This is a genomic window from Streptomyces chattanoogensis (assembly GCF_001294335.1).
Taxonomy (GTDB): Bacteria; Actinomycetota; Actinomycetes; order Streptomycetales; family Streptomycetaceae; genus Streptomyces; species Streptomyces chattanoogensis.
In genome coordinates, this window is the sequence record NZ_LGKG01000035.1 from 126,436 (window position 1) to 146,967 (window position 20,532).

At 71.0% G+C, this 20,532-nt stretch carries 20 protein-coding genes; 9 read left to right on the plus strand and 11 right to left on the minus strand.

Annotated elements, in window-relative coordinates; genetic code table 11:
* The first annotated feature begins 233 nt into the window (after nt 1–233).
* Both htpX and pspAB read left to right on the plus strand, forming a co-directional pair.
* Nucleotides 234–1,133, plus strand: coding sequence for a zinc metalloprotease HtpX (htpX, locus tag ADL29_RS07355; RefSeq protein ID WP_053922904.1), 900 nt, complete (start codon nt 234–236; stop codon nt 1,131–1,133).
* 48 nt (nt 1,134–1,181) lie between these two features.
* Nucleotides 1,182–1,745 carry a PspA-associated protein PspAB gene (pspAB, locus tag ADL29_RS07360; protein ID WP_053922905.1) on the plus strand — a complete coding sequence of 188 codons (564 nt, stop codon included), beginning with the start codon at nt 1,182–1,184 and terminating at the stop codon, nt 1,743–1,745.
* Nucleotides 1,746–1,765: 20 nt separating this feature from the next.
* Here the strand turns inward: pspAB and ADL29_RS07365 are convergent, their stop codons facing one another.
* Entirely contained in the window at nt 1,766–2,308 is a 543-nt protein-coding gene (locus ADL29_RS07365; RefSeq protein ID WP_053922906.1) for an RNA 2'-phosphotransferase, read from the minus strand.
* A gap of 47 nt (nt 2,309–2,355) precedes the next feature.
* Complete coding sequence (locus tag ADL29_RS07370; protein WP_053922907.1) at nt 2,356–2,946, minus strand: PadR family transcriptional regulator; 591 nt, start codon at nt 2,944–2,946, stop codon at nt 2,356–2,358.
* Between the two features lie 160 nt (nt 2,947–3,106).
* Between ADL29_RS07370 and ADL29_RS07375 the strand changes: the two genes are divergently transcribed.
* Nucleotides 3,107–3,691: a hypothetical protein gene (locus ADL29_RS07375; protein ID WP_053922908.1), complete on the plus strand. Its 585-nt coding sequence runs from the start codon at nt 3,107–3,109 to the stop codon at nt 3,689–3,691.
* Nucleotides 3,692–3,695: 4 nt separating this feature from the next.
* The gene (locus tag ADL29_RS07380) at nt 3,696–5,045 is read left to right on the plus strand and encodes a carotenoid oxygenase family protein (protein WP_053922909.1); all 1,350 of its coding nucleotides are present in this window, start codon (nt 3,696–3,698) and stop codon (nt 5,043–5,045) included.
* A 20-nt stretch (nt 5,046–5,065) separates the two neighbouring features.
* On the opposite strand, the gene ADL29_RS07385 is transcribed toward ADL29_RS07380, so the two are convergent.
* From ADL29_RS07385 to ADL29_RS07400, 4 genes are all read right to left on the minus strand, one after another.
* On the minus strand, nt 5,066–6,313 hold the full coding sequence (locus tag ADL29_RS07385) for a MerR family transcriptional regulator (RefSeq protein WP_053922910.1): 1,248 nt from the start codon (nt 6,311–6,313) through the stop codon (nt 5,066–5,068).
* A 143-nt stretch (nt 6,314–6,456) separates the two neighbouring features.
* The gene (locus ADL29_RS07390; RefSeq protein WP_053922911.1) at nt 6,457–7,401 is read right to left on the minus strand and encodes a metal-dependent hydrolase; all 945 of its coding nucleotides are present in this window, start codon (nt 7,399–7,401) and stop codon (nt 6,457–6,459) included.
* A 47-nt stretch (nt 7,402–7,448) separates the two neighbouring features.
* Nucleotides 7,449–9,257 carry an SDR family oxidoreductase gene (locus ADL29_RS07395; RefSeq protein WP_053922912.1) on the minus strand — a complete coding sequence of 603 codons (1,809 nt, stop codon included), beginning with the start codon at nt 9,255–9,257 and terminating at the stop codon, nt 7,449–7,451.
* The gene (locus ADL29_RS07400; RefSeq protein ID WP_053922913.1) at nt 9,254–10,129 is read right to left on the minus strand and encodes a M24 family metallopeptidase; all 876 of its coding nucleotides are present in this window, start codon (nt 10,127–10,129) and stop codon (nt 9,254–9,256) included. Before ADL29_RS07400 ends, ADL29_RS07395 begins: the two co-directional genes overlap by 4 nt.
* 330 nt (nt 10,130–10,459) lie before the next feature.
* Between ADL29_RS07400 and ADL29_RS07405 the strand changes: the two genes are divergently transcribed.
* The 4 genes from ADL29_RS07405 (at nt 10,460) to ADL29_RS07420 (ending at nt 14,120) form a co-directional block, all read left to right on the plus strand.
* Nucleotides 10,460–11,497: an ABC transporter ATP-binding protein gene (locus ADL29_RS07405; RefSeq protein WP_053922914.1), complete on the plus strand. Its 1,038-nt coding sequence runs from the start codon at nt 10,460–10,462 to the stop codon at nt 11,495–11,497.
* Nucleotides 11,487–12,413 (plus strand): ABC transporter permease subunit, encoded by a 927-nt coding sequence (locus ADL29_RS07410; protein WP_053922915.1) that lies wholly within the window; start codon nt 11,487–11,489, stop codon nt 12,411–12,413. Before ADL29_RS07405 ends, ADL29_RS07410 begins: the two co-directional genes overlap by 11 nt.
* Nucleotides 12,410–13,321, plus strand: coding sequence for an ABC transporter ATP-binding protein (locus tag ADL29_RS07415; RefSeq protein ID WP_053922916.1), 912 nt, complete (start codon nt 12,410–12,412; stop codon nt 13,319–13,321). The genes ADL29_RS07410 and ADL29_RS07415 overlap by 4 nt, the downstream gene beginning before the upstream one ends.
* 79 nt (nt 13,322–13,400) lie before the next feature.
* Entirely contained in the window at nt 13,401–14,120 is a 720-nt protein-coding gene (locus ADL29_RS07420) for an ABC transporter permease subunit (protein ID WP_053922929.1), read from the plus strand.
* Between the two features lie 76 nt (nt 14,121–14,196).
* Here ADL29_RS07420 and mltG read toward each other — a convergent pair whose 3' ends face one another.
* The 5 genes from mltG to ADL29_RS07445 all read right to left on the minus strand — a co-directional run bounded on the left by mltG (nt 14,197) and on the right by ADL29_RS07445 (nt 20,036).
* Entirely contained in the window at nt 14,197–15,024 is an 828-nt protein-coding gene (gene mltG, locus ADL29_RS07425; protein WP_078970821.1) for an endolytic transglycosylase MltG, read from the minus strand.
* 648 nt (nt 15,025–15,672) lie between these two features.
* Nucleotides 15,673–16,947: a CynX/NimT family MFS transporter gene (locus ADL29_RS07430; protein ID WP_053922918.1), complete on the minus strand. Its 1,275-nt coding sequence runs from the start codon at nt 16,945–16,947 to the stop codon at nt 15,673–15,675.
* A 105-nt stretch (nt 16,948–17,052) separates the two neighbouring features.
* Nucleotides 17,053–17,763: a FadR/GntR family transcriptional regulator gene (locus ADL29_RS07435; RefSeq protein ID WP_053922930.1), complete on the minus strand. Its 711-nt coding sequence runs from the start codon at nt 17,761–17,763 to the stop codon at nt 17,053–17,055.
* 535 nt (nt 17,764–18,298) lie between these two features.
* Nucleotides 18,299–19,663 (minus strand): diaminopimelate decarboxylase, encoded by a 1,365-nt coding sequence (gene lysA, locus ADL29_RS07440; RefSeq protein WP_245689204.1) that lies wholly within the window; start codon nt 19,661–19,663, stop codon nt 18,299–18,301.
* A gap of 16 nt (nt 19,664–19,679) precedes the next feature.
* A complete protein-coding gene (locus tag ADL29_RS07445; RefSeq protein ID WP_053922919.1) occupies nt 19,680–20,036 on the minus strand; it encodes an SAV_915 family protein in 357 nt (118 codons plus the stop codon).
* A 306-nt stretch (nt 20,037–20,342) separates the two neighbouring features.
* On the opposite strand from ADL29_RS07445, the gene ADL29_RS44450 reads away from it, so the two are divergent.
* A partial coding sequence (locus ADL29_RS44450) for a hypothetical protein (RefSeq protein ID WP_211274262.1) occupies nt 20,343–20,532 on the plus strand: 190 nt, incomplete at its 3' end.

A 20,532-nucleotide genomic window follows, 5' to 3' on the forward strand; every position in this document is an offset into this window, starting at 1 on the left:
CTCCGGGCCTCGCCCTGGCTCCCCGGTCGCAGATTTCCCGGGCGGTTTCCGCGCGGTGGCTTGCGGTGCTGTGTTTCACGTGAAACACAGCACTGGAGGCCCTTTACCCCGCATATAGCGATGAAGAGGGAGAATCGGGACAGCGGCGCAGTGTGCAGGGCGCGGCGTGCGACTCAGGCAGCGCGTGAAACGTCCGGCGGACTGCGCAAAGCGCGGTGCGTTGTGGAGGAGCCATGGCACAGACCCGATTCGCCCCCGACCGCGGGCTGACGTCCCGCATGGTCACGACGATGTTCTTCATCGGACTGCTGTACGTCGTGGTCGTCGGAGTGCTGGTGGTGCTGCTCAAGGGCTCCTGGGTAGTGGTGTTGATCATCGCGGGTGGCCTGTTCGTCGCGCAGTTCTGGTTCAGTGACCGGATCGCGGCGTTCAGCATGGGTGCGCACGAGGTCACACCGGAGCAGGCACCGGAGCTGCACGGTGCCGTGGACCGGCTGTGCGCGCTGGCCGATATGCCCAAACCGCGGGTCGCCATCGCGAATTCGGACGTGCCGAATGCGTTCGCGACCGGCCGTAATCAGAAGAACTCGATGGTGTGCGCCACGACGGGGCTGCTGCGGCGGCTGGAACCGGAGGAACTGGAGGGCGTGCTCGCCCACGAGCTCTCCCATGTCGCGCACCGCGATGTCGCCGTGATGACCATTGCCTCGTTCCTCGGCGTCCTGGCCGGGATCATCACCCGCGCCGCGCTGTGGAGCGGCGTCGGGCGCAACAACCGCGACCAGAACGCCGCCATCGCCGTACTGATCGTCACCGCCGTCAGCGCTGTGGTCTATGCCATCAGCTTCCTGCTGACCCGGCTGCTGTCCCGCTACCGTGAGCTGTCCGCGGACCGCGCCGCCGCGATGCTCACCGGCCGCCCGTCGGCGCTGGCATCCGCGCTGACCAAGGTCACCGGCCAGATGGCGAAGATTCCGACCGAGGATCTGCGCAAGGCCGAGCCGTTCAACGCGTTCTACTTCGCCCCGGCGTTCAACAAGGAGAGCTCCAGCAGGCTGCTGTCCTCGCACCCGACGCTGGAACAGCGGCTGGACCAGCTCGGCCGGATCGCGGCGCAGCTGGGGCGGCCATGAGGCGCTCCGCAGCGGAATGGGTCAGCGAGTGAAGGAGAGTAGCCACGCATGGGATTTCTGGACGCCATTCTGGGCCGCAGCAAGCCGGTACGCCCCGATCTCGACCAGCTTTTCGCGTTGCCGTCCGCCGCCGTCACGCTGCAGGCAGCGGCCGGTTTTCTGCCCACCGGCCTGGGCTCGGTGTGCTTTGCGAGCGTCGAGGGCGGAGCGTTCTCGCGGATCCAGGAGGAGGCCCGGGGGCTGCTGGACGGCTCGGTGGAGTTCACCCAGGACGCGTACGGCTATACCTGGCTGCTGGCGCGGCACCCACCGGAGGATGTGGCGGGCCTGGTCAACGACCTGCACGCGGTCAACACGTCCCTGGAGGAGGCGGGTTTCGGCCCGCAGCTGCTGTGCTCACTGATCGGTTTCCGTGACGGTCGGGACCGGCCGCTGGCCCTGGTCTACCTCTACAAACGCGGCACGTTCTATCCGTTCGCCCCGCAGCCGGGCGGTGGTGAGAAGCGGGACAACCCCCTGGAGCTTCAGGCCCGGGCGATGCTCAAGGACGATCTGACGATCGAGAAGGATCTGGCGCGGTGGTTCCCGGTGTGGGGAGCCCCTGGGCTGTGAGCTGGGGTTTCAGGGTTTCCTCAGCTCGGGAAGCGGAGGTATTCGGGCGGTACGCAGGCGGTGAGCCAGACACCGTTGGCGCTGACGTGGAAGACGTGGCCGGCCCGCTGCATCGCTGCCGCGTCAACCGTCAGCACGACGGCCTTGCCGCGCCGGGCGCCGACCCGCGTCGCGGTCTCACGGTCGGACGAGAGATGGACGGCGTGCCGGGACATCGGGCGGAGCCCCTGTGACCTGATGGCGGCGACGCTGCGGGCCACCGTGCCGTGGAAGAGGCACGCGGGCGGTTCGGCCGGGGGCAGATCGAGGTCGACGCGGATCGAATGGCCCTGGTTGGCGCGGATACGGTCGCCCTCGATGGCGTAACGCCGCTTGTCGTTCTCGGCGACCACGGTCTCCAACTCGGCCCGGGAGAACCGGAATCCGTGCCGTGCGGCTGCCTCGATCAGCTCCGGTACCGCTACCCAGCCCTGGGCGTCGAGGGTGATGCCGATCCGTTCCGGCTCATGCCGCAGATGCTTCGCCAGGTATTTGGAAATGCGCACGGAGCGCTGACTGCTCATGGCTCCAGGGTGCCGCGCAGTGCGTCCCCAGGCACCTGAATTCCGGCTCAGGCGTCCCCCTCGCTCTCCTTCCCGGTGCTCGCGGCCCTCTCCCTCACCCGCTCCCCCGCTGCCGTGGCCTTCGCGCGGCCGACTTCCTCGGCGGCCCAGCGGGCCCAGTCCTCCTGCATCGCCGTCTGGCGCAGGCCGTATTCGAGCGCCAGTTTCCCGTAGACCGAGATCATGTCGTCATCCCAGGGGGTGGCTTGGCCGAGCTGCTCCAGAGCCGCGTGTGCGCGGGATGCGGACTCGGCCCGCGACAAGAGGTACGTACGGGCCTCGAGCGGGGTGAGCACGCCGAGGAAGAAGACCCGCAACAGGCCGTCCAGGCGTGGGGGCCCGCTGGGCTCGATGTCGATGAGCCAGTGCCGCAGCTCGATCATGCCGTCGTCGGTGAGGGCGTATTCCTTACGGCCGCGGGGGCCCTCCGCGACGACCTCGACCATGCCCGCAGTGGTGAGCTTGGCCAGTTCTCCGTAGACCTGACTCTGCGTAGCGGGCCAGACGTTCGCGAGTGAGGCGTTGAACGTCTTCATCAGGTCGTAGCCGCTGGCGGGGGCCTCCGCCAGCAGGCCCAGTACGGCATGTCTCAGGCTCATGGCCAACAGATTACCTTCCACTGTTGACACGTCAAAGACTCACCTTCTATTTTTGACATGTCGAAGTTGGAACGTATCTCGAAGTTCGCGCGGCGGACTCCACGTACAGGCCGGACACAGCGGGCCGGCGGGCCGGAAACGGCCGGGAAAGAGGGGGATCATGGGCTACCTGCGGAGCTTCATTCCGTGGCTGGTGTTCGCGGGCGTGGCGACGCTCGGCTGGCAGTGGGGGGCGCTGGCGGCGCTCGTGGTCTCCGCGGTGCTGCTGTTCGCCGACCGAGCGGCCGGCCTTTCCCTGGAGTCCCGGCTGCTGGAGTACGGCACGATCGTGTTCTTCGCGGCCCTGGCGATTCTGGCCTTCGCCCAGCCCCACAGCGGCCTCCGGTTCTACGGCGGCACCCTCGCGATGGGCTGGCTGGCGCTCATAGCCTGGCTGTCCATCGCCGTCCGCCGCCCCTTCACGATGGCGATCGCACGCCGGGTGGCCCCGCCGGAGGTCTGGCGCACCCCGCTGTTCCGGCGCATCAATGTCGTGCTCACCGCCGCCTGGGCGCTGTCCTTCACTGTCGGTGCGGCCGCGCAGGCGGTCGTCACCCACTACGACCTGAGTCTGCTCGTCTCCATCCTCATCCAGGTCGCCGGATTCGTCCTTCCCGCCCGCTTCACCGCCTGGTACCCGGAGCGGGCCCGCGCCCGGTTCCTGCAGGACCAGGCCGGTGCGCGGCCCGGTCTGCAGGAGGCATGACGCCATGACCACCGCAAACCCGAGCACCGCATCCGAATCGTCCGCTCCCGCACCGCACCTGGCCGGCAACTTCGCGCCGGTGCGGGACGAGCTGACCGCCTACGACCTCCCGGTCACCGGCACCATCCCGCCGGAACTGACCGGCTGGTTCCTGCGCAACGGCCCCAACCCGCGCGACGTCGTCACCCCGCACTGGTTCTTCGGCGACGGCATGGTGCACGGCCTGCGTCTGGAGGACGGCCGCGCCGTCTCGTACCGCAACCGCTGGGTCCGGACCGCCACCTTCACCGACGGCGTACCCGTCGTGGACGAGCAGGGACGCCGCAATCTCCGGGCAGGGGTCGCCAACACCCACATCGTCCGGCACGCCGGCCGCACCCTGGCGCTGGTCGAGTCGTCGTTTCCGTACGAGATCGACTGCCGTCCCGGCCATGAGCTGGAGACCATCGGCGCCCATGATTTCGGGGGCCGGCTCACCACCGCCATGACGGCCCACCCCAAGACCTGCCCCACGACGGGCGAGCTCCACTTCTTCGGATACGGCGGTCCCCAGCCGCCCTATCTCACCTATCACCGTGCCGATGCGGCAGGGGAGTTGGAAGTCAGCCGCCCCATAGACGTCGCGGCGCCGACGATGATGCACGACTTCCATCTCACCGCCGCCCATGTCATCTTCATGGACCTCCCGGTCGTCCTTGATCTCAACCGCCGCGGCATGCCGTACGGCTGGGAGCCGGAGTACGGCGCCCGGCTGGGAGTGCTGCGGCGCGACGACCCGTACGGCGAGGTCCGCTGGCTGTCCATCGACCCCTGCTATGTCTTCCACAGCCTCAACGCCTATGACGACGGTGATCAGCGCATCGTCCTCCACGTGGCCCGCTACGCCGAGTACGGCGACAACAGCCCGGCCCACCTGTGGCGCTGGACCATCGACCTCGTGAGCGGCACGGTGGCGGAGGAACAGCTCGATGACCAGTTGTGCGAGTTCCCCCGGATAGACGACCGCCTCGCCGGGCTGCCCGCCCGTTTCGGCCACGGCATATCCGGTGAGTTCCCCGGCTCCGGCCCGGTACCCGGCGCACTGCTCCGCTATGACCTGCACTCCGGCACGGTGGCCCGGCACGACTTCGGCCCCGGCCGCACCCCGAGCGAGGCGGCCTTCGCCCCGGCGGACGGCCGTCCGGGCGGACCGGGCTGGCTGCTCAGCTACGTCTATGACGCATCCACCGACAGCAGCGATCTCGTCATCCTGGACGCGGAGGACATATCCGCCGCCCCCGTGGCGACGGTGCATCTTCCGCAGCGTGTGCCCTATGGCTTCCACGGCAACTGGCTTCCGGATCCGGCTGGATAGGGGGAGCTGCGGCTCGTCCGTCAGTGGCGAGGTCCACCGTCGCCGGCCGCCGCATCGCGTACGCCCGAGGCCGCCAGCGCATCCATGGTGCGCGCATGGACCTCGCGGTGGGCTGCGGCGGCGATGAAGGCGGCCGTGTTCTCGGGGCCGACCAGGTCCCGTACGGCCTGGACGATGTCGGCGGGGAGGGCCACCGGCTCCGGGCCGGTCGCGGGACGGGGGTCCGCGACCGGCCCGGGGGCGGCACCGGATTCCGGTACGGGGGCGGCGCCGGGCGTGGGGTTCGCGCGGCCGAGCCCGGATATGCGGCCGGGTACGGAGGCGCGACCTGCCCCCGATGCATGGGCAGGTCCCGAAGCGCAGCCATGGCCGGGTTCCGGTACGAAGGCGCCGCCGGCCCCGGCCACACGCTCGAGCACGTCCCCAGCCCCCGGCGCCGGCCCAGCGGCCGACGGAGCCGGGCCAGGGGCCGACGCCTCGGCGTGCGCTTCCCGGGACTCCCCCGGCAGCGACTCGGCGAGATGGCGGCGGAGGGAGCGCGTGGCCAAGGTGCGCATGGCGCGGGCGAGTTCGGCGTCGATGGTCTGCTGGGCCAGGGGCCGCAGGCGCCGTACGAGGGCGGCGGCCTCGGCGGCTTCGGAATCGGTGGGCGGGTGGTCCAGGAAGGGCCGGAAGATGTGCTCGGTGGTGAAGTCGACGAAGCGGGCGGCGATGTGCTCGACCTGGCCGCGTACCTCCCGCAGATGGCCGGAGATGGCCAGGAGCGGGACGCCCGCGGAGTGGAGTTCGGCGGCGACGGCGAGTTCCTGGGGACTGGGGACGAGGAACTCGTGGTCATGGCCCGGGATGCGTTCCAGGACGCCGAGCGCGACGGCCTCGGTCACCGCCGCCTCGTCGGAGGTGCCGCCGAAGGCGGTGTCCAGGTCGGCGCGGCTGATGCGGGATGACTTCTCGTCGGTCCACGGCCCGTCGATCTCGGCGACCAGCCCGAGGACCCCGCCGAGATCGAGGCCCGCGTCCCAGGCCTCGAGGAGTTCCTTGATGCTGGCCAGGGTGTAGCCCCGGTCGAGGAGGTCGGCGATCTGGCGCAGCCGGGCCAGGTGGGCATCGCCGTAGACATTGGCCCGGCCGCGGCGCTCGGGGCGGGGGAGCAGGCCGCGGTCCTGGTAGGCGCGGATCGTCCGGACCGTGGCGCCGCTGAGGTGGGCCAGCTCCTCGATACGGTATTCGGCCGGTTGGCCGTCGGCCGTCGGCGGCTGCTGACTCATTGCGGTGCTCCTCACGACATTGCCGCCGGTTCGCCGGACAGCCGCCCGGCTCATGGGCAGGGGCCGGTTCACCGGATGCCGCCCGGTTCGCCGTACAGCCCTCTACTCACCGGACAGCGGCCCGTCCACCGGACGTCCTCTTACTACGAGAGGGCCGCGCGGCCCACCGCACCCGCCGCGGCCCGTGCGGCCGGGGAGGTCGCCAGATAGGCGACGGCCGAGCGTAGCGACCCTTCCTGCGAGGGATGGTACGACCGCCGCAGATAGCGCGGTATCGCGGCGCCCAGCTCACGCCAGGTGGGCAGGAGCCCCTTGCGTACGGCGTGGTTGTGCTCGCGCAGCGAGTATCGGGAGCGGGTGGCGAGCTGCGGGTCATGACGGAGGAGGTAGGCCGCGCCCCAGCCCCAGAGATAGAGGAGGACGGGGGCCGTTACGGACATGCCGAGGATGCGGCGGAGGTAGCGGGCGGGTTCCTCGCCGCCGGTGTGCTCGTACATGTCGAAGGCGACGGCGCGGTGCTCGACCTCCTCGGCGCCGTGCCACCGCAGCAGATCGAGCATCACCGGGTCGGGGGTGGCGCGGTCGAGGCCGTCGGCGGCGAGCACCCAGTTGCCGAGCACCGCGGTGAACTGCTCGATGGCAGCGATCACGGAGAGACGGAAGCGCAGCCACTCCTGTTCGGGGAGCGGTACGCCGAAGGGGGGCTTGTCGCCCAGGAGGTACTCGAAGAGAAAGTCGACATGCCGGGTGTAGGGGGCGGTGTCCAGGCCTTGGCGGGCCAAGTGGTCGAGGACGTAGGCGTGCTGGACGCTGTGGGTGGCCTCCTGGCCCATGAAGCCCTTGACGTCCTTGAGGAGTTCCCCGTCCCGGACCTGCGGCAGGGCCTCCTTGAAGACCTTGACGAACCACCGTTCACCGGCCGGCAGCAGCAGATGCAGCACATTGATGACATGCGTGGCGGTGGGCTCGTCCGGTATCCAGTGCAGCGGTGTGTCACGCCAGTCGAACGAGACCCGGCGCGGAGCGATGGGATGGTGCTCCTGCGGGCGGGGTGAGTGCGGTGGACGTGGGGTGGGTGATGTGCTCATGCGCGGCTCCTGACGTGCGCAGATCTCTCCCGGGGCCAGAGGGACGGCTACAGCGGCGGTTCGATACGGGCGATGGCGCGCAGGGCGCGCGGGGTGAAGCGGGACATCAGATGGGCGCCGCGCGCCTCGGGGGTGACGGGGACGACCGCCTGGTTACGTACCACCGCGCGCAGAACGGCGTCGGCGACCTTCTCCGGCGGGTAATTGCGCATGCCGTACATCCGCGCGGCCTTGGCCTGGCGGCGTTTCTCTTCTTCGGCCGAGACTCCGGTGAAGCGCGAGGTGGTGGTGATGTTGGTGTTGACCAGCCCCGGACAGATGGCGGAAACCCCGATGCCCTGGCCCGCCAGCTCGGCGCGCAGGCACTCGCTGAGCATCAGGACGGCCGCCTTGGACGTGCTGTACGCGGGCAGGACTTTGGAGGGCTGGAAGGCGGCGGCCGAGGCGGTGTTGACGATATGGCCCCCTTGTCCGCGGTCCGCCATCCGCTTGCCGAAGATCCGGCAGCCGTGGATGACGCCCCACAGATTGACGTCCAGGACCTTCTTCCAGTCCTCGGTGGTGGTCTGGAGGAAGGAGCCGGAGAGGCCGATGCCGGCGTTGTTCACCAGGACATCGACGGTGCCGTATTCGGCGTCCACCTTGTCGGCGAGCTTCTCCATGGCCGCCTCGTCCGCTACGTCGACGACCTCCCCCCAGGCCTGCGGGGCGCCGATCAGCCGGGCCATGTCGGCGGTCCGTGCCGCGCCCTCGGCATCCCGGTCGACGGCGATGATCCGCGCGCCGGCCTCGGCGAAGGCGAACGCCGTGGCCCGCCCTATCCCGCTGGCCGCACCGGTCACCAGCACCAGCTGCCCGCCGAAGCGGTCGGCATACGGGCCGGCGGCCACCACCTTCTTCGCCGGGTCGCCCTCTTCCTGGGCGGTGACGAACTCGGTGATCCAGGAGGTCAGCTGGTCGGGCCGGGTGCGCGGCACCCAGTGCTTGGCCGGGAGCGTGCGGCGTACCAGCTGGGGCGCCCACTGCTCCAGGTCGTCGTACAGCCGCTGGGACAGGAAGGCATCGCCGGTCGGGGTGATCAGCTGGACCGGGCAGTGTGCATAGGCGTCGGTGCGCGGGCGGCGCAGCCGGGGGAGGACGTTGTCGCGGTAGAGCCAGGCGCCATGGGCAGCGTCGGTGGGCAGCGAAGGGGTCGGATAGCCGCCGGCGGGCACCTTTTCCACCCGCTGAAGGATCTTTGGCCAGCGCTTGCCGAGCGGGCCCTGCCACGCCAGTTCCGGCAGTTTGGGGGTGTGCAGCAGGTAGACGTACCAGGACTTGGCGCCCTGGTTGAGGAGCTGGGCGGCGCGCCGGGGGGTGGGCCGCGCCATCCGCTTCTTGATCCACTGGCCGAAGTGGTCGAGGGACGGGCCCGACATGGAGGTGAAGGACGCGATCAGGCCCTCCGTACGCCGGACCGTGGCGAATTCCCAGGCCTGTACGGAGCCCCAGTCATGGCCGACCAGGTGGACGGGCCGGCCGGGGCTGACGGCGTCCGCGACGGCAAGGAAGTCGTCGGTCAGCTTCTCCAGGGTGAAGCCGCCGCGCAGCGGCTTCGGGGCCGTGGACCGGCCGCAGCCACGGACGTCGTAGAGCACCACATGAAACCGCTCGGCCAGGCGCTGCGCGACCTCGGACCACACCTCTTTGCTGTCCGGGTAGCCGTGCACCAGCATCACCGTGGGCTGCGCGGCGTCCCCCAGCTCGGCGACACACAGCTCGACGCCGCCGGTGCGCACCCGGCGCTCCCGTGCCCCCTGGAGCCCCTGCCGCCGGCTCCGGTCCTGTCCCTGGCCTTCTTCACGTCCTGTGTTCACGCGGCCTTCTCCTCCTGCCAGCGCCGCACATGCGGCAGATCGTCATCCAGCCAAAAGGCGCTTTCCTGCGGGTCCTTGGAGTCCGTGACGACCAGGATTTCCTCGAACTTGGCGCCCGTACCGCGGAATCCGAGGTGGGGTTCGACCGCCCAGAGCCCCGGCTGCGGCGGGTGGTCGGAGAAGGTGTACGGGCTCCACAGCGGGGACCAGCCGTCCCGGTGGCCGTGCAGCGCATCGGAGGCGAGACCCTTGAGGGACTGGGTGCCGAATCCGAAGAGGGTGGGGGACCAGCGGCGCTCCCTGACCCGGTCGATCTTGTGGGCGATGACGCCGAAGGGGTAGGCGCGGTGGCGGTTGGCGTGGCCCTGCCGCACCATCAGCCGTTCCACGTCCTCGTAGATCTCGCGCAGCGGGCGCCGCTCCCGGACCTCGCGCAGGATCAGCTCCCGGTGCGCTTCGAGGTCGGCGAGCAGCCGGTCGTGTACGGGGTTGAGGCCGAGGCAGCCGGAGTAGCCGATGTCGGCGGTGTATCCCTTGTAGACCGGCGCCATGTCGAGGATGAAGGGCATGCCCGGTTCCAGCGCGCGGTTGGTGGGGAAGAACTGCAGCGGGATGCGGAAATTGACGAAGGCCGTGCGGTCGCCGAACCACGCGAACGGCAGGTGGAACCAGTCCCGTACGCCGCGCTCGCGCAGCCACTCGCGCTGCATCCGCGCCGCCGCGCGCTCGGTGATCCCGGGCTTGAGCTGGGCGGCCACCGCCTCTGCGCAGTCGTACGCGAGGCGCTGGACCTCTCTGAACCCCCGCAGTTCGGCGGTGAGTCCTGCGGTGTCTGCCGAGGTCGCTGAGCTGACTGAGGTGCCTGAGGCCATCGCCGACCGTCCGTCCGTAAGCGGTTCATCGCGGTACGCGCCCGTAACTTGACACTGATGAATGTGACAATGACCGGCGGCTGCGTCAAGGGGTGTGCACAAGGGCCGTGCACGAGGGGTGCGCCCGGGGCGTGGCAACGCGCAGGGCACCGGCACTGAGGCCAGGTGCTGAGCTCGGACCCTGAGGCCCGACCCTGACGTCAGGGCAACCCCAGGTATGACATCCCCTACGGGTCCCTCGTACCGGAGAGGTATGCGCGGGGTGGGCAGAGACCGTCGCCTGGGTTGACGACTGAGGCCGCGGGCGCTTCTACCGTCGAATACGTGACTGTGATTGTGACCGAAAGCCTGAGCAAGCGGTTCCCGCGGGTGACCGCCTTGGACCGGCTCTCCGTTGACATCGCCCCCGGCGTGACCGGCCTGGTGGGTGCCAACGGCGCCGGAAAGTCCACCCTGATCAAGATCCTTCTCGGCCTGGCCCCGGCCACCGAAGGGACCGCGCAGGTCCTCGGCCTGGACGTGACGCGGGACGGCGCGGCCATCCGCGAGCGGGTCGGCTATATGCCCGAACACGACTGCCTGCCGCCGGATGTCTCGGCCACCGAGTTCGTGGTGCACATGGCCCGGATGTCCGGCCTGCCGCCGACCGCCGCCCGCGAGCGCACCGCGGACACCCTGCGCCACGTCGGCCTCTACGAGGAGCGATACCGCCCCATGGGGGGCTATTCGACGGGCATGAAGCAGCGGGTGAAGCTGGCCCAGGCCCTCGTCCACGACCCGCAGCTGGTGTTCCTGGACGAGCCCACCAACGGCCTGGACCCTGTCGGCCGGGACGAGATGCTCGGCCTGATCCGCCGTGTGCACACCGACTTCGGGATCTCCGTCCTGGTGACCTCGCACCTCCTCGGCGAGCTGGAGCGCACCTGCGACCACGTCGTCGTCATCGACGGCGGCAAGCTGCTGCGCTCCTCGTCCACCGAAGAGTTCACACAGGCCACCACCTCGCTGGCGGTCGAGGTCACGGACACCGACCGCTGTCCGGACGGCACCGCGGCACTGCGCGCGGCGCTGGTCGCGGCCGGCGCCGTGGTGAGCGACGCCGCCGGCGCCGACGGCCTGAGCTCCTCGGGCCATGTGCTGTACGTCGAGGCATCGGGCGAGCAGACCCATGACCTGGTGCGCGACACCGTCGCCGGGCTCGGCCTCGGCCTGATCCGGATGGAACAGCGCCGGCACCACATAGCCGAGGTCTTCCGCGACGCGGACGCGGCTGCGGCCGCCGCCGCGCCGCCCGCCACCCCCGCCACCGCAGGCGCCCCGAGCGCGCCGCACACCACCCAGGACGGAGGCGCTCCCGATGCCGGCTGACTCCACGACCCCTGTCTCCACGACCCCCGTCTCCGCCGCCCCCGGCGGGGCCTCCATCCACAACATCGGCTACCGCCATTACGACGGCCCCCGTCTGGGCCGCGCCTACGCCCGCCGGTCGCTCTTCTCGCAGAGCCTGCGCGGCGCCTACGGACTCGGCCGCTCGGCCAAGAGCAAGGTGCTGCCGATGCTGCTCTTGGCGGTGATGTGCCTGCCCGCCGCGATCATGGTCGCGGTGGCGGTGGTCACCAAGGCCGGCAGCCTTCAGGTCGGTTACACCCGCTACGCCATCTACCTCCAGGCCGTCATCGGCCTCTACCTCGCCGCCCAGGCCCCGCAGTCCGTCTCCCGCGATCTGCGCTTCAAGTCCGTGCCGCTCTATTTCTCCCGCCCCATCGAGCGCGCCGACTATGTGGCGGCGAAGTTCGCGGCCATGGCGAGCGCCCTGTTCATCCTCACCGCGGCGCCGCTGCTGGTCCTCTACACCGGGGCGCTGCTGGCGAAGATGGATTTCCTCGAGCAGACCAAGGGGCTGGGCCAGGGCCTGGTCTCCGTCGCGCTGCTCTCGCTCGTCTTCGCCGGGATCGGCCTGGTCATCTCGGCGCTCACCCCGCGCCGCGGCTTCGGCGTCGCCGCCGTGATCGCCGTCCTCACCATCCCCTACGGTGCGGTCAGCGCCGTCCAGGGCATCGCCTCCGTCCAGGGCAGCGAGTCCGCCGTCGGCTGGCTGGGCCTCTTCTCCCCCATCACGCTCCTCGACGGGGTGCAGGCGAGCTTCCTCGGCGGGACGACCTCCTTCCCCGACAACCTGGCGCCGTCGACCGCCGCCGGGTTCGTCTATCTCCTCGTCGCGCTGACAGCCATCGCCGGTTCCTACGCCCTGCTGACGCTCCGCTACCGGAAGGCCGGCCTGTGACCACGCTCCACATCGACCATGTCTCCCGCTGGTTCGGAAACGTCGTTGCCGTCAACGACATCACCATGACCATCGGCCCCGGCGTCACCGGCCTGCTCGGCCCCAACGGCGCCGGAAAATCCACCCTCATCAACATGATGGGCGGCTTCCTCGCCCCCTCCAACGGCACCGTCACCCTCGACGGCACCACGATCTGGCGCAACGCCGGCAGCTACCGCCACATCGGCATCGTCCCCGAGCGCGAGGCGATGTACGACTTCCTCACCGGCCGCGAATTCGTCCTCGCCAACGCCGAGTTGCACGGCCTCGGCCGGGCCGAGGCGGCCAGGGCGCTGGCCACGGTGCAGATGGAGTACGCCCAGGACCGCAAGATCTCGACGTACAGCAAGGGCATGCGGCAGCGGGTGAAAATGGCGTCCGCGCTGGTCCACGACCCGTCCGTGCTGCTGCTGGACGAGCCGTTCAACGGCATGGACCCGCGGCAGCGGATGCAGCTGATGGAGCTGCTGAGGCGCATGGGGGACGACGGCCGCACGGTGCTGTTCTCCTCACACATCCTCGAAGAGGTCGAGCAGCTCGCCTCCCATATCGAGGTGGTGGTGGCCGGCCGGCATGCCGCGTCCGGTGACTTCCGCAAGATCCGCCGGCTGATGACCGATCGCCCGCACCGCTACCTCGTACGGTCCGACAACGACCGCGCGCTGGCCGGTGCGCTGATCGCCGACCCGTCCACGGCCGGCATCGAAGTGGACCTCGTCGAGGGCGCGCTGCGTATCCAGGCCATCGACTTCGGCCGGTTCACCGAACTCCTGCCGCGGGTCGCCCGTGACCACGGCATCCGGCTGCTGACGGTCTCGCCCTCCGACGAGTCGCTGGAATCCGTCTTCTCCTATCTCGTAGCGGCCTGAGGCCTGAAAGGAGCCCCGTCGCATGTCCACAACCCATCCGACGGCCCCGCCCGCGCCCGCCGGCGCGCCCCGGGCCTCGCTGTTCCACCCCACCGTCGCCCGGCTCACCTACCGCGCCCTGCTCGGCCGGCGCCGCGCGCTGATCCTCTTTGCGCTGCCGGCCCTCCTGGTGGTCATCGCCGTCGCCGTCCGTGCGCTGGCCGGCGCCGATGACTCCACCGCGAGCGGAATCCTGGGCGGTTTCGCGCTGGGCACGATGGTCCCGCTGATCGGCGTCATCGCCGGTACGGGCGCGATCGGTCCCGAGATCGACGACGGCTCGGTGGTCTATCTCCTGTCCAAGCCGGTGCCGCGGCCGACGATCATCTTCACCAAACTCCTCGTCGCGACGGGCGTCACGGTCGCCTTCTCCGCCGTTCCCGTCCTCCTCGCCGGCTTCCTGCTGAACGGCAACAGCCAGCAGATAGCTGTCGCTTACGCCGTGGCTGCGGCCGTCGCCTCGGTCGCCTACAGCGCGCTCTTCCTCCTCCTCGGCACCATCACCCGGCACGCCGTCGTGTTCGGCCTGGTCTACGCCCTGGTCTGGGAGGCGCTCTTCGGCACCCTCGTCCCCGGGGCCCGGACCCTCAGCGTCCAGCAGTGGGCGCTGGCGGTGGGCCAGAAGGTCGGCGCGGAGGGTGCGCTCACCTCCGACGTGCAACTGCCGCTTGCCATATGCCTGTTGACGGTATTGACGGCCGGTGCCACCTGGTATGCCGGGCGCCGCCTGAAGTCCCTGACCCTGACCGGAGAGGAGTGACGCACCTCCGCGGTTACGGCGCCCCCGGAGGCCCATGGGACCCTTGCGGCCCTTGGCGCCCCGGGAGGTTGTTCGCTCAGCCGCCCTGCGCCTGGCCGGTGCCGTCGCCGTCCTTCTGCCGCTTGTTGAACTCCCGGACGTTCTGCAGATGCTCCTGGTAGTCGGCGGTGAAGCGGGTGTCGCCCGGTTTGACGGTGACGAAGTACAGCCAGTCTCCCTTGGGCGGCGCGCCGGCAGCCTTCAGGGCGTCCGCCCCGGGGCTGTCGATCGGGGTGGGCGGCAGGCCCGCGCGCTTGTAGGTGTTGTACGGGCTGTCGAGCCTGGTGTCGGCGTGAGAGGTGTTGAGGGTGCTGCGGCCGAGCGCGTAGTTCAGGGTCGAATCCATCTGCAACGGCATGTTCCTGGCGAGCCGGTTGTCGATGACCCGGGCGACCTTGCCCATATCGGACGGGCGGTCCGCTTCGGCCTGCACGATGCTGGCGATCACCACCGTCCGGTAGGAGGCGATGCGGTCGTCGGCGAGCCGCTGGTTGGCCGTGTCGACCATGTAGGCGAGCAGGGACGCCGGGGTGGTCTCCTCGCGGATCGGATACGTGGCCGGGAAGAGGTAGCCCTCCGGGTTGCCCTTCGCCTCGTCCGGGAGCTTGAGGTGCGCGGTCCTGGCGGCCTTCGCGGTACTCCCCTTGGCCAGGTGCAGCGCCGTGTCGGCGGCGGCATAGATCTGCTCGGCCCGCTGTCCCTCCGGCACGGTCAGCTTCGCCTCGGGCTGCGGTCCGCGCAGCAGCCGCGACACGAACAGCACGGCAAGAATGACAAGTACACACAAAAGGGCAACGAGAAGAAGCCGGCCGCCACGGGACAGCCGCGGTCCGGACCGGCGAACGGTGCGCTGAACATCGCTCATGGGGGCACCGTAGGCCAGCCGACCGGATTACGGGGATGGCCTCCCCGGGATCACCACCGATGTCAGGCGGCGGATGCGGGTGGGATACCTGGGGTTCACCCGGACCGCGATGGCCGACGGGGCGGGGGCCAGGGGCCTGGTGGCCAGGTGCTCGGTGGCCCGGGGGTGGCGCGTCGCGCTGGGTGCGTCGGACGCGTTGGACGAGTAGGCCGAGTCGGTGCCGGTGTGATGGTCCGGCGCTCTCGCCGTTCGTCCCGGGGGAGCGGCCGAGGGCGTGTCGCGCCGCACCGAGGCGTCGTACGGGGATGGCCGACGGTGGCCGTACATCCCGACCGTACGGGGGCGGTGCCCGTCTGCCCGTCCGCCCACCGCCCGTCCGTACCGGCGTACGGCCGGACCCGTCGGCCCGGGCGCAGTGCCACGGCCTCGGCGATCGGGAGCGTGACGGAGGTCCGGCCTCCGGCGAAGCTGAGGGTTGACGACCGGCGTCGGGTCTCAGGTGTCGGCCTGCGCCGGGGCGGGCCCGGCCACCGTCGGACCGCTCGGGGGGGAGAGACGTGGCGGCCAGCCGTACGCCCTGACCACCCGCGAGCTCAACCGCCACTCGTGCGGGACCGCCCCAGGGAGCCCGTCCCCTGCGTCCGTCGCCTATGCCCCGTCCCCGATGCGCCGGTCGCGCCCCGCGCCCATGCCCAGCAGGGCGAGGCCCGCGCACACGCCGAGGAGCAGGAGGAGGGGAACGGTCCAGTCGCCCGTGGCCTGGTGGACGCCGCCGAGAGCGAGGGGGCCGGCCGCGGCGAGGAGGTAACCGCCGGTCTGGGCCATGCCGGAGAGCCGGGCGGCGGTGTGGGCGTCACCGGAGCGCAGGACCATCATCGTCAGGGCCAGCCCCAGGGCGCCCCCCTGGCCGGTGCCGAGGATCGCCGCCCACAGCCAGGCCCCGGCCACCGGGGCCACCAGCAGTCCGGCGACACCGCAGGCCATCAGCGCGGAAACGCCCACGCCCAGCAGCCGCTGACGGCGCATCCGGCCCGCGAGCATCGGCACCACGAACGATCCCACCATCTGCACCAGCGTGCTGAAGGCGAAGACCAGTCCCGCCTCGCTCTTGCCCATCCCGTGGTCGGTGAAGATCGTCGGCATCCAGGCGATGACCACATACGCGACCAGCGACTGCGAACCCATGAAGAGGGTGACCTGCCAGGCCAGTGGGGAGCGGCTGAGCTTCGGCCCGTTCTCGACGGTGTGGGCGGGCGTTGCCGCGCCCGTGCCCGTCCCTCTCCGGGCGATGACCGCTTGCGGGATCCAGACCACCGCGGCGACGGCGGCCAGCAGCGACCAGGAGACCAGGGATCCCCGCCAGCTGCCGAGGGCGTTCTCCAGCGGGACGGCGGAGGCGGCCGAGACCGTGGCGCCCAGGATCATGGCGGTCGAGTACAGCGCCGTCATGCTTGCCGCCCGCTCCGGGAAGTCCCGCTTGATCAGGCCCGGCATCAGGACGTTCAGCAGGGCTATGGAGGCACCGACCACCGCGCAGCCGGCGAACAGCGCGACCACGGGCGGCGCGATCCGCAGCACGATGCCGCCGCACAGCAGGACCAGCGCGCCGCACAGCACCGCCTCGGTCCCCCAACGGCGGGCCAGTTTCGGGGCGGCGAGGGAGCCGAGGCCCATGAAGATCAGCGGGATGGTCGTCACCAGGCTGCTGGCGGCCGCGGCGAGGTGGAAGTGCGCGCCGATCTCGCTGAGCAGCGGCGAGACACCGGCGAGCGCCGCCCGCATGTTGAGCGCGGCGAGGACGATTCCGGCCAGGAGGAGGGCGGGGTGGGTCCGTAGCCGAAGCCGGGCCGCGGTGACCGGTGGCGCCGCGACCAGGTCCTCCTCGGCGTCGATCAAGGGGGTTCCGGACAGGGGCCCTGACATGCGTGCGTACCTCGCCAAGGTTCGGGGTCGTACAAGGGGATGGGAAGGGGGAGAGGGGTGGGAAGTGGTGGGAGAGGGGTGGGAGGAAGGTGGTCGGCCGGGCCGTCACCGGGCGGCAAGCAGCGCTTCCACGGCGCGCTTCGGCCTCTCCAGCAACACGCGGGTGGCGCGCTCCGCGCCCTCCGGGTCGCCCATGGCGATGGCGTCGAGCACGGCGCGGTGATCGTCGTGCAGGATCTTGGGCATCTCGTGATCGTCGAGCGCGCGGACCAGCGCCTCCCGCACCGAGCTGCTGAACCATCCGTAGGTCGCGGTCAGCGCGGTGTTGTGCGCGGCCTCGACCACGGCCCTGTGGAAGGCGATGTCGTGATCGGCGTAGAGCTCGAGGCTGTCGGCGGCGGGCTGCCCCTCGGCGTCCGCCAGCTCGGCCTGGGCGTCCAGGGCCGCCTGCATCCGCTCCAGGTCGGCGGGTTCGCGCCGCAGCGCGGCCAGCCGGGCGGCCTCGGCCTCCAGCGCGATCCGCAGCTCCAGTACGTCGCGGATGCCCGCCCGCTGAATGCCGCGCATGATCTCGCCCGGGTCCGCCGTGGAGACGACGAAGGTGCCCTCGCCCTGCCGGGAGCGCAGCATTCCGGCGTGGACGAGTACCCGGATCGCCTCGCGGACGGTGTTACGGCCCACCTGGAGCTGTTCGGCCAGGGCGTGCTCCGTGGGGATACGGTCCCCCACCGGCCACTCGCCGGCGGTCAGCTGGGACCGCAGGTCCTCGACGACGGTGTCCACCAGCGATTGCCGTCCCGCCGCCTGCAGTGCCATGTCCGTCCGCTCGTCCCTTGCCGTGCCGTGGCCGTCCGTGAGTTGCCCGGTCATCCTACAACTTGTGCGTTCATCGTACATGTACCTGTGGCTGCGCCTGAAGCGTGAGCCGGGCGGCACCTGGGAGACGTCGGCGGGGCGGCGTCCCCTAGGGGTTGTTCGAACGGATCCCCTAGGGGATGGGTGCGCCCCTTGCAGGCCACAACGTGGCGCGGGCGGGTGGTATTCCCATGGGCGGCCGTATTTCCGTGGCCCGCAACGTAATTGACGCGACGTTGTCCGGCGGGGCAAGGGGCCCGGTGCGGCCGTCAGATGCACGGCTCAGGCCGACCGGCGCCAGATCAACCGGCGCCAGATCAACCGGCGCCAGATCAACCAGCGCCAGATCAACCGGCGCCAGATCAACCAGCGCTAGGCCAACCGAGGTCGGCCCAACCAGCACCAAGCCCACCAGCACCGAACCACCGGCCGGCCCCCAGCCAACCACCCCGGAGCCTCAACCCGGGACCCGAGCCCCGCCGCCGAGCCCCGCCCCTCACAACCCGACATCCCGCCCCTGGATGTCCGCCAGGGACTCCCGGCGGACCAGGAGGCGGGCGTGGCCGTCGGTGACCGCCACGACTGGTGGCCGGCCGACGAGGTTGTAGCCGGAGGCCATGGAGAGGTGGTACGCGCCCGCTACGGGGACGGCCAGGAGGTCGCCGGGGCGGATGTCGCCGGGGAGGGGGACATCGGAGGCGAGGACGTCGCCCGCCTCGCAGTGGCGGCCGACGACCGTGACCGCTTCCGGTGCGGCCGCCGAGCGGCGGCCGACCAGGCGGGGCGCATAGCGCACCCCGTAGAGGGCGGGCCGCGGGTTGTCGCTCATCCCGCCGTCCACGGCCACAAAGGTGTGCCCGCCGGTCTGTTTGACGGCCAGCACCCGGTAGAGGACGACACCGGCCGGTCCCACGATGGCGCGGCCCGGTTCGATGGCGAGGCGCGGCACCGGGAGTCCGGCCGCCGCGCAGCCGCCGGTCAGTTCGGCGCGGATCTTGGTGCCGAGGCCGACGATGTCGAGGGCGGGCTCCCCGGGGCGGTAGGCGACGCCGTGGCCGCCGCCGAGGTCCAGTTCCGGCAGCGTGATGCCGTGCTGCTCATGGATGCGGGCGAGCAGGCCGACCAGGCGTCGCACGGCCGACAGATACGGCTTGACGGTGGTGATCTGCGACCCCAAGTGGCAGTGCAGGCCGACCAGTTGGAGACGCGGCTGGCCCAGTACGCGGGTGACGGCGTGCAGCGCGGAACCGTCCGCCAGGGACAGCCCGAACTTCTGCCCGTCGGTCCCGGTCCGGATCTTGGCGTGACCGCCCGCGGCGATCCCCGGTACGACCCGGATCAGCACCTTCTGCCGGTTGCCCGCCGGGACCGCGGCCGCCAGCCGGGCGATCTCCGAGGTGCTGTCGATGACGATCCGCCCGACGCCGAGCCGCAGCGCGGTCCGCAGGTCGTCCGGGCTCTTGGCGTTGCCGTGCAGCACGATCCGCTCAGGCGGGAAGCCGGTGGTGACGGCCAGCTCCAGCTCGCCCGCCGAGCAGACGTCCAGGCCCAGGCCCTCCTCCTCGACCCAGTGCGCCATGGCGCGGCACAGGAAGGCCTTGGCCGCGTAGAGGACATCGGTGTCGGGGAAGGCCTGCAGATAGGCGCGGCAGCGGCGGCGCACCTCGTCCTCGTCCAGGACGTAGGCGGGCGTGCCGAAGCGGTCGGCGAGATCGGTGAGGGGCACGCCGCCGACGGCGAGGTCGTCGTCCGGCAGGGGGGCGGTGGAGCCGGGCCAGATGGCCAGTGCGGGGCTCCGGGGCGTGGCGGGTTCCGGTACGGCGGTCAGCGGGAGAACGCCGCGGCTGATGGTGTGGCTCATGATCGGTCGCCCTCCGTCAGACGGCCCGAAGGGCCTGCGTACGGGACGGGGGGCAGGGCAGCCTACGGGGCTGCGCAGGGGGGATGTCCGGGGTGAACCGGGGGTCGACGGTCAGGCCGGTCGCGCCGACCGGTTCGGCCAGTGCGCGCAGTGCGGGCTCGGAGAGGCGTACCCAGGGCTGGCCGCCGCCGAGGGCCGCGGTCAGCCGCTGGGCGGACGTGAAGGCGACGGCGGTGCGGCCGCCGAGCGGCGTGCGGAACAGACGGGCCGTGCAGCCCGCGGGGCCCGACCGGACGGGTACGAACAAAAGCCCGGCCGGGACCCGATCGGAGGGCTCGGGGTCTTCCGCGTACAAGAGAGGGGAGTGGGACACGGGTGGCTCCTCGAACAGCGCAGGGGCGGCCCCGGACCGGTGGGTGACGCAGCCGCCGGGGCTCGGCTCTGCCGACGCTATGCCCGGTGAACGGGGAACTTCCGCGGCCACTGACGCATCATTGACGGCTTGTGGACGGGACTTGACGCGATGCTGCCGTCGGATGGCCGGGCGAGGGGCGGTCGATGGCCGGTTGATGACCGACCGGGGCGTGCGGCCTCCTTCGGGGTACCGGCGGTGCTTGGCCTTGACGGCGGGCGGTAGGGGAGGCGGACCCACCCCGGGGCAGGCCGGTCCCCAGGCTGTATGGCCCCGTACGGTCGTACGCGGCCGTATGGCCCCGTACGGGTCGTCGCAGCCATACGAACCCATGTCGCAGCCATACGGCCCCATATAGCCGTCGCAGCCGTACGACCTCGTACGACCCCGTACGACCTCGTACGAGACCCCGTACGGACGTTCACCGCGCCCCGCCGCCGGGCCCCCGCCTACACCC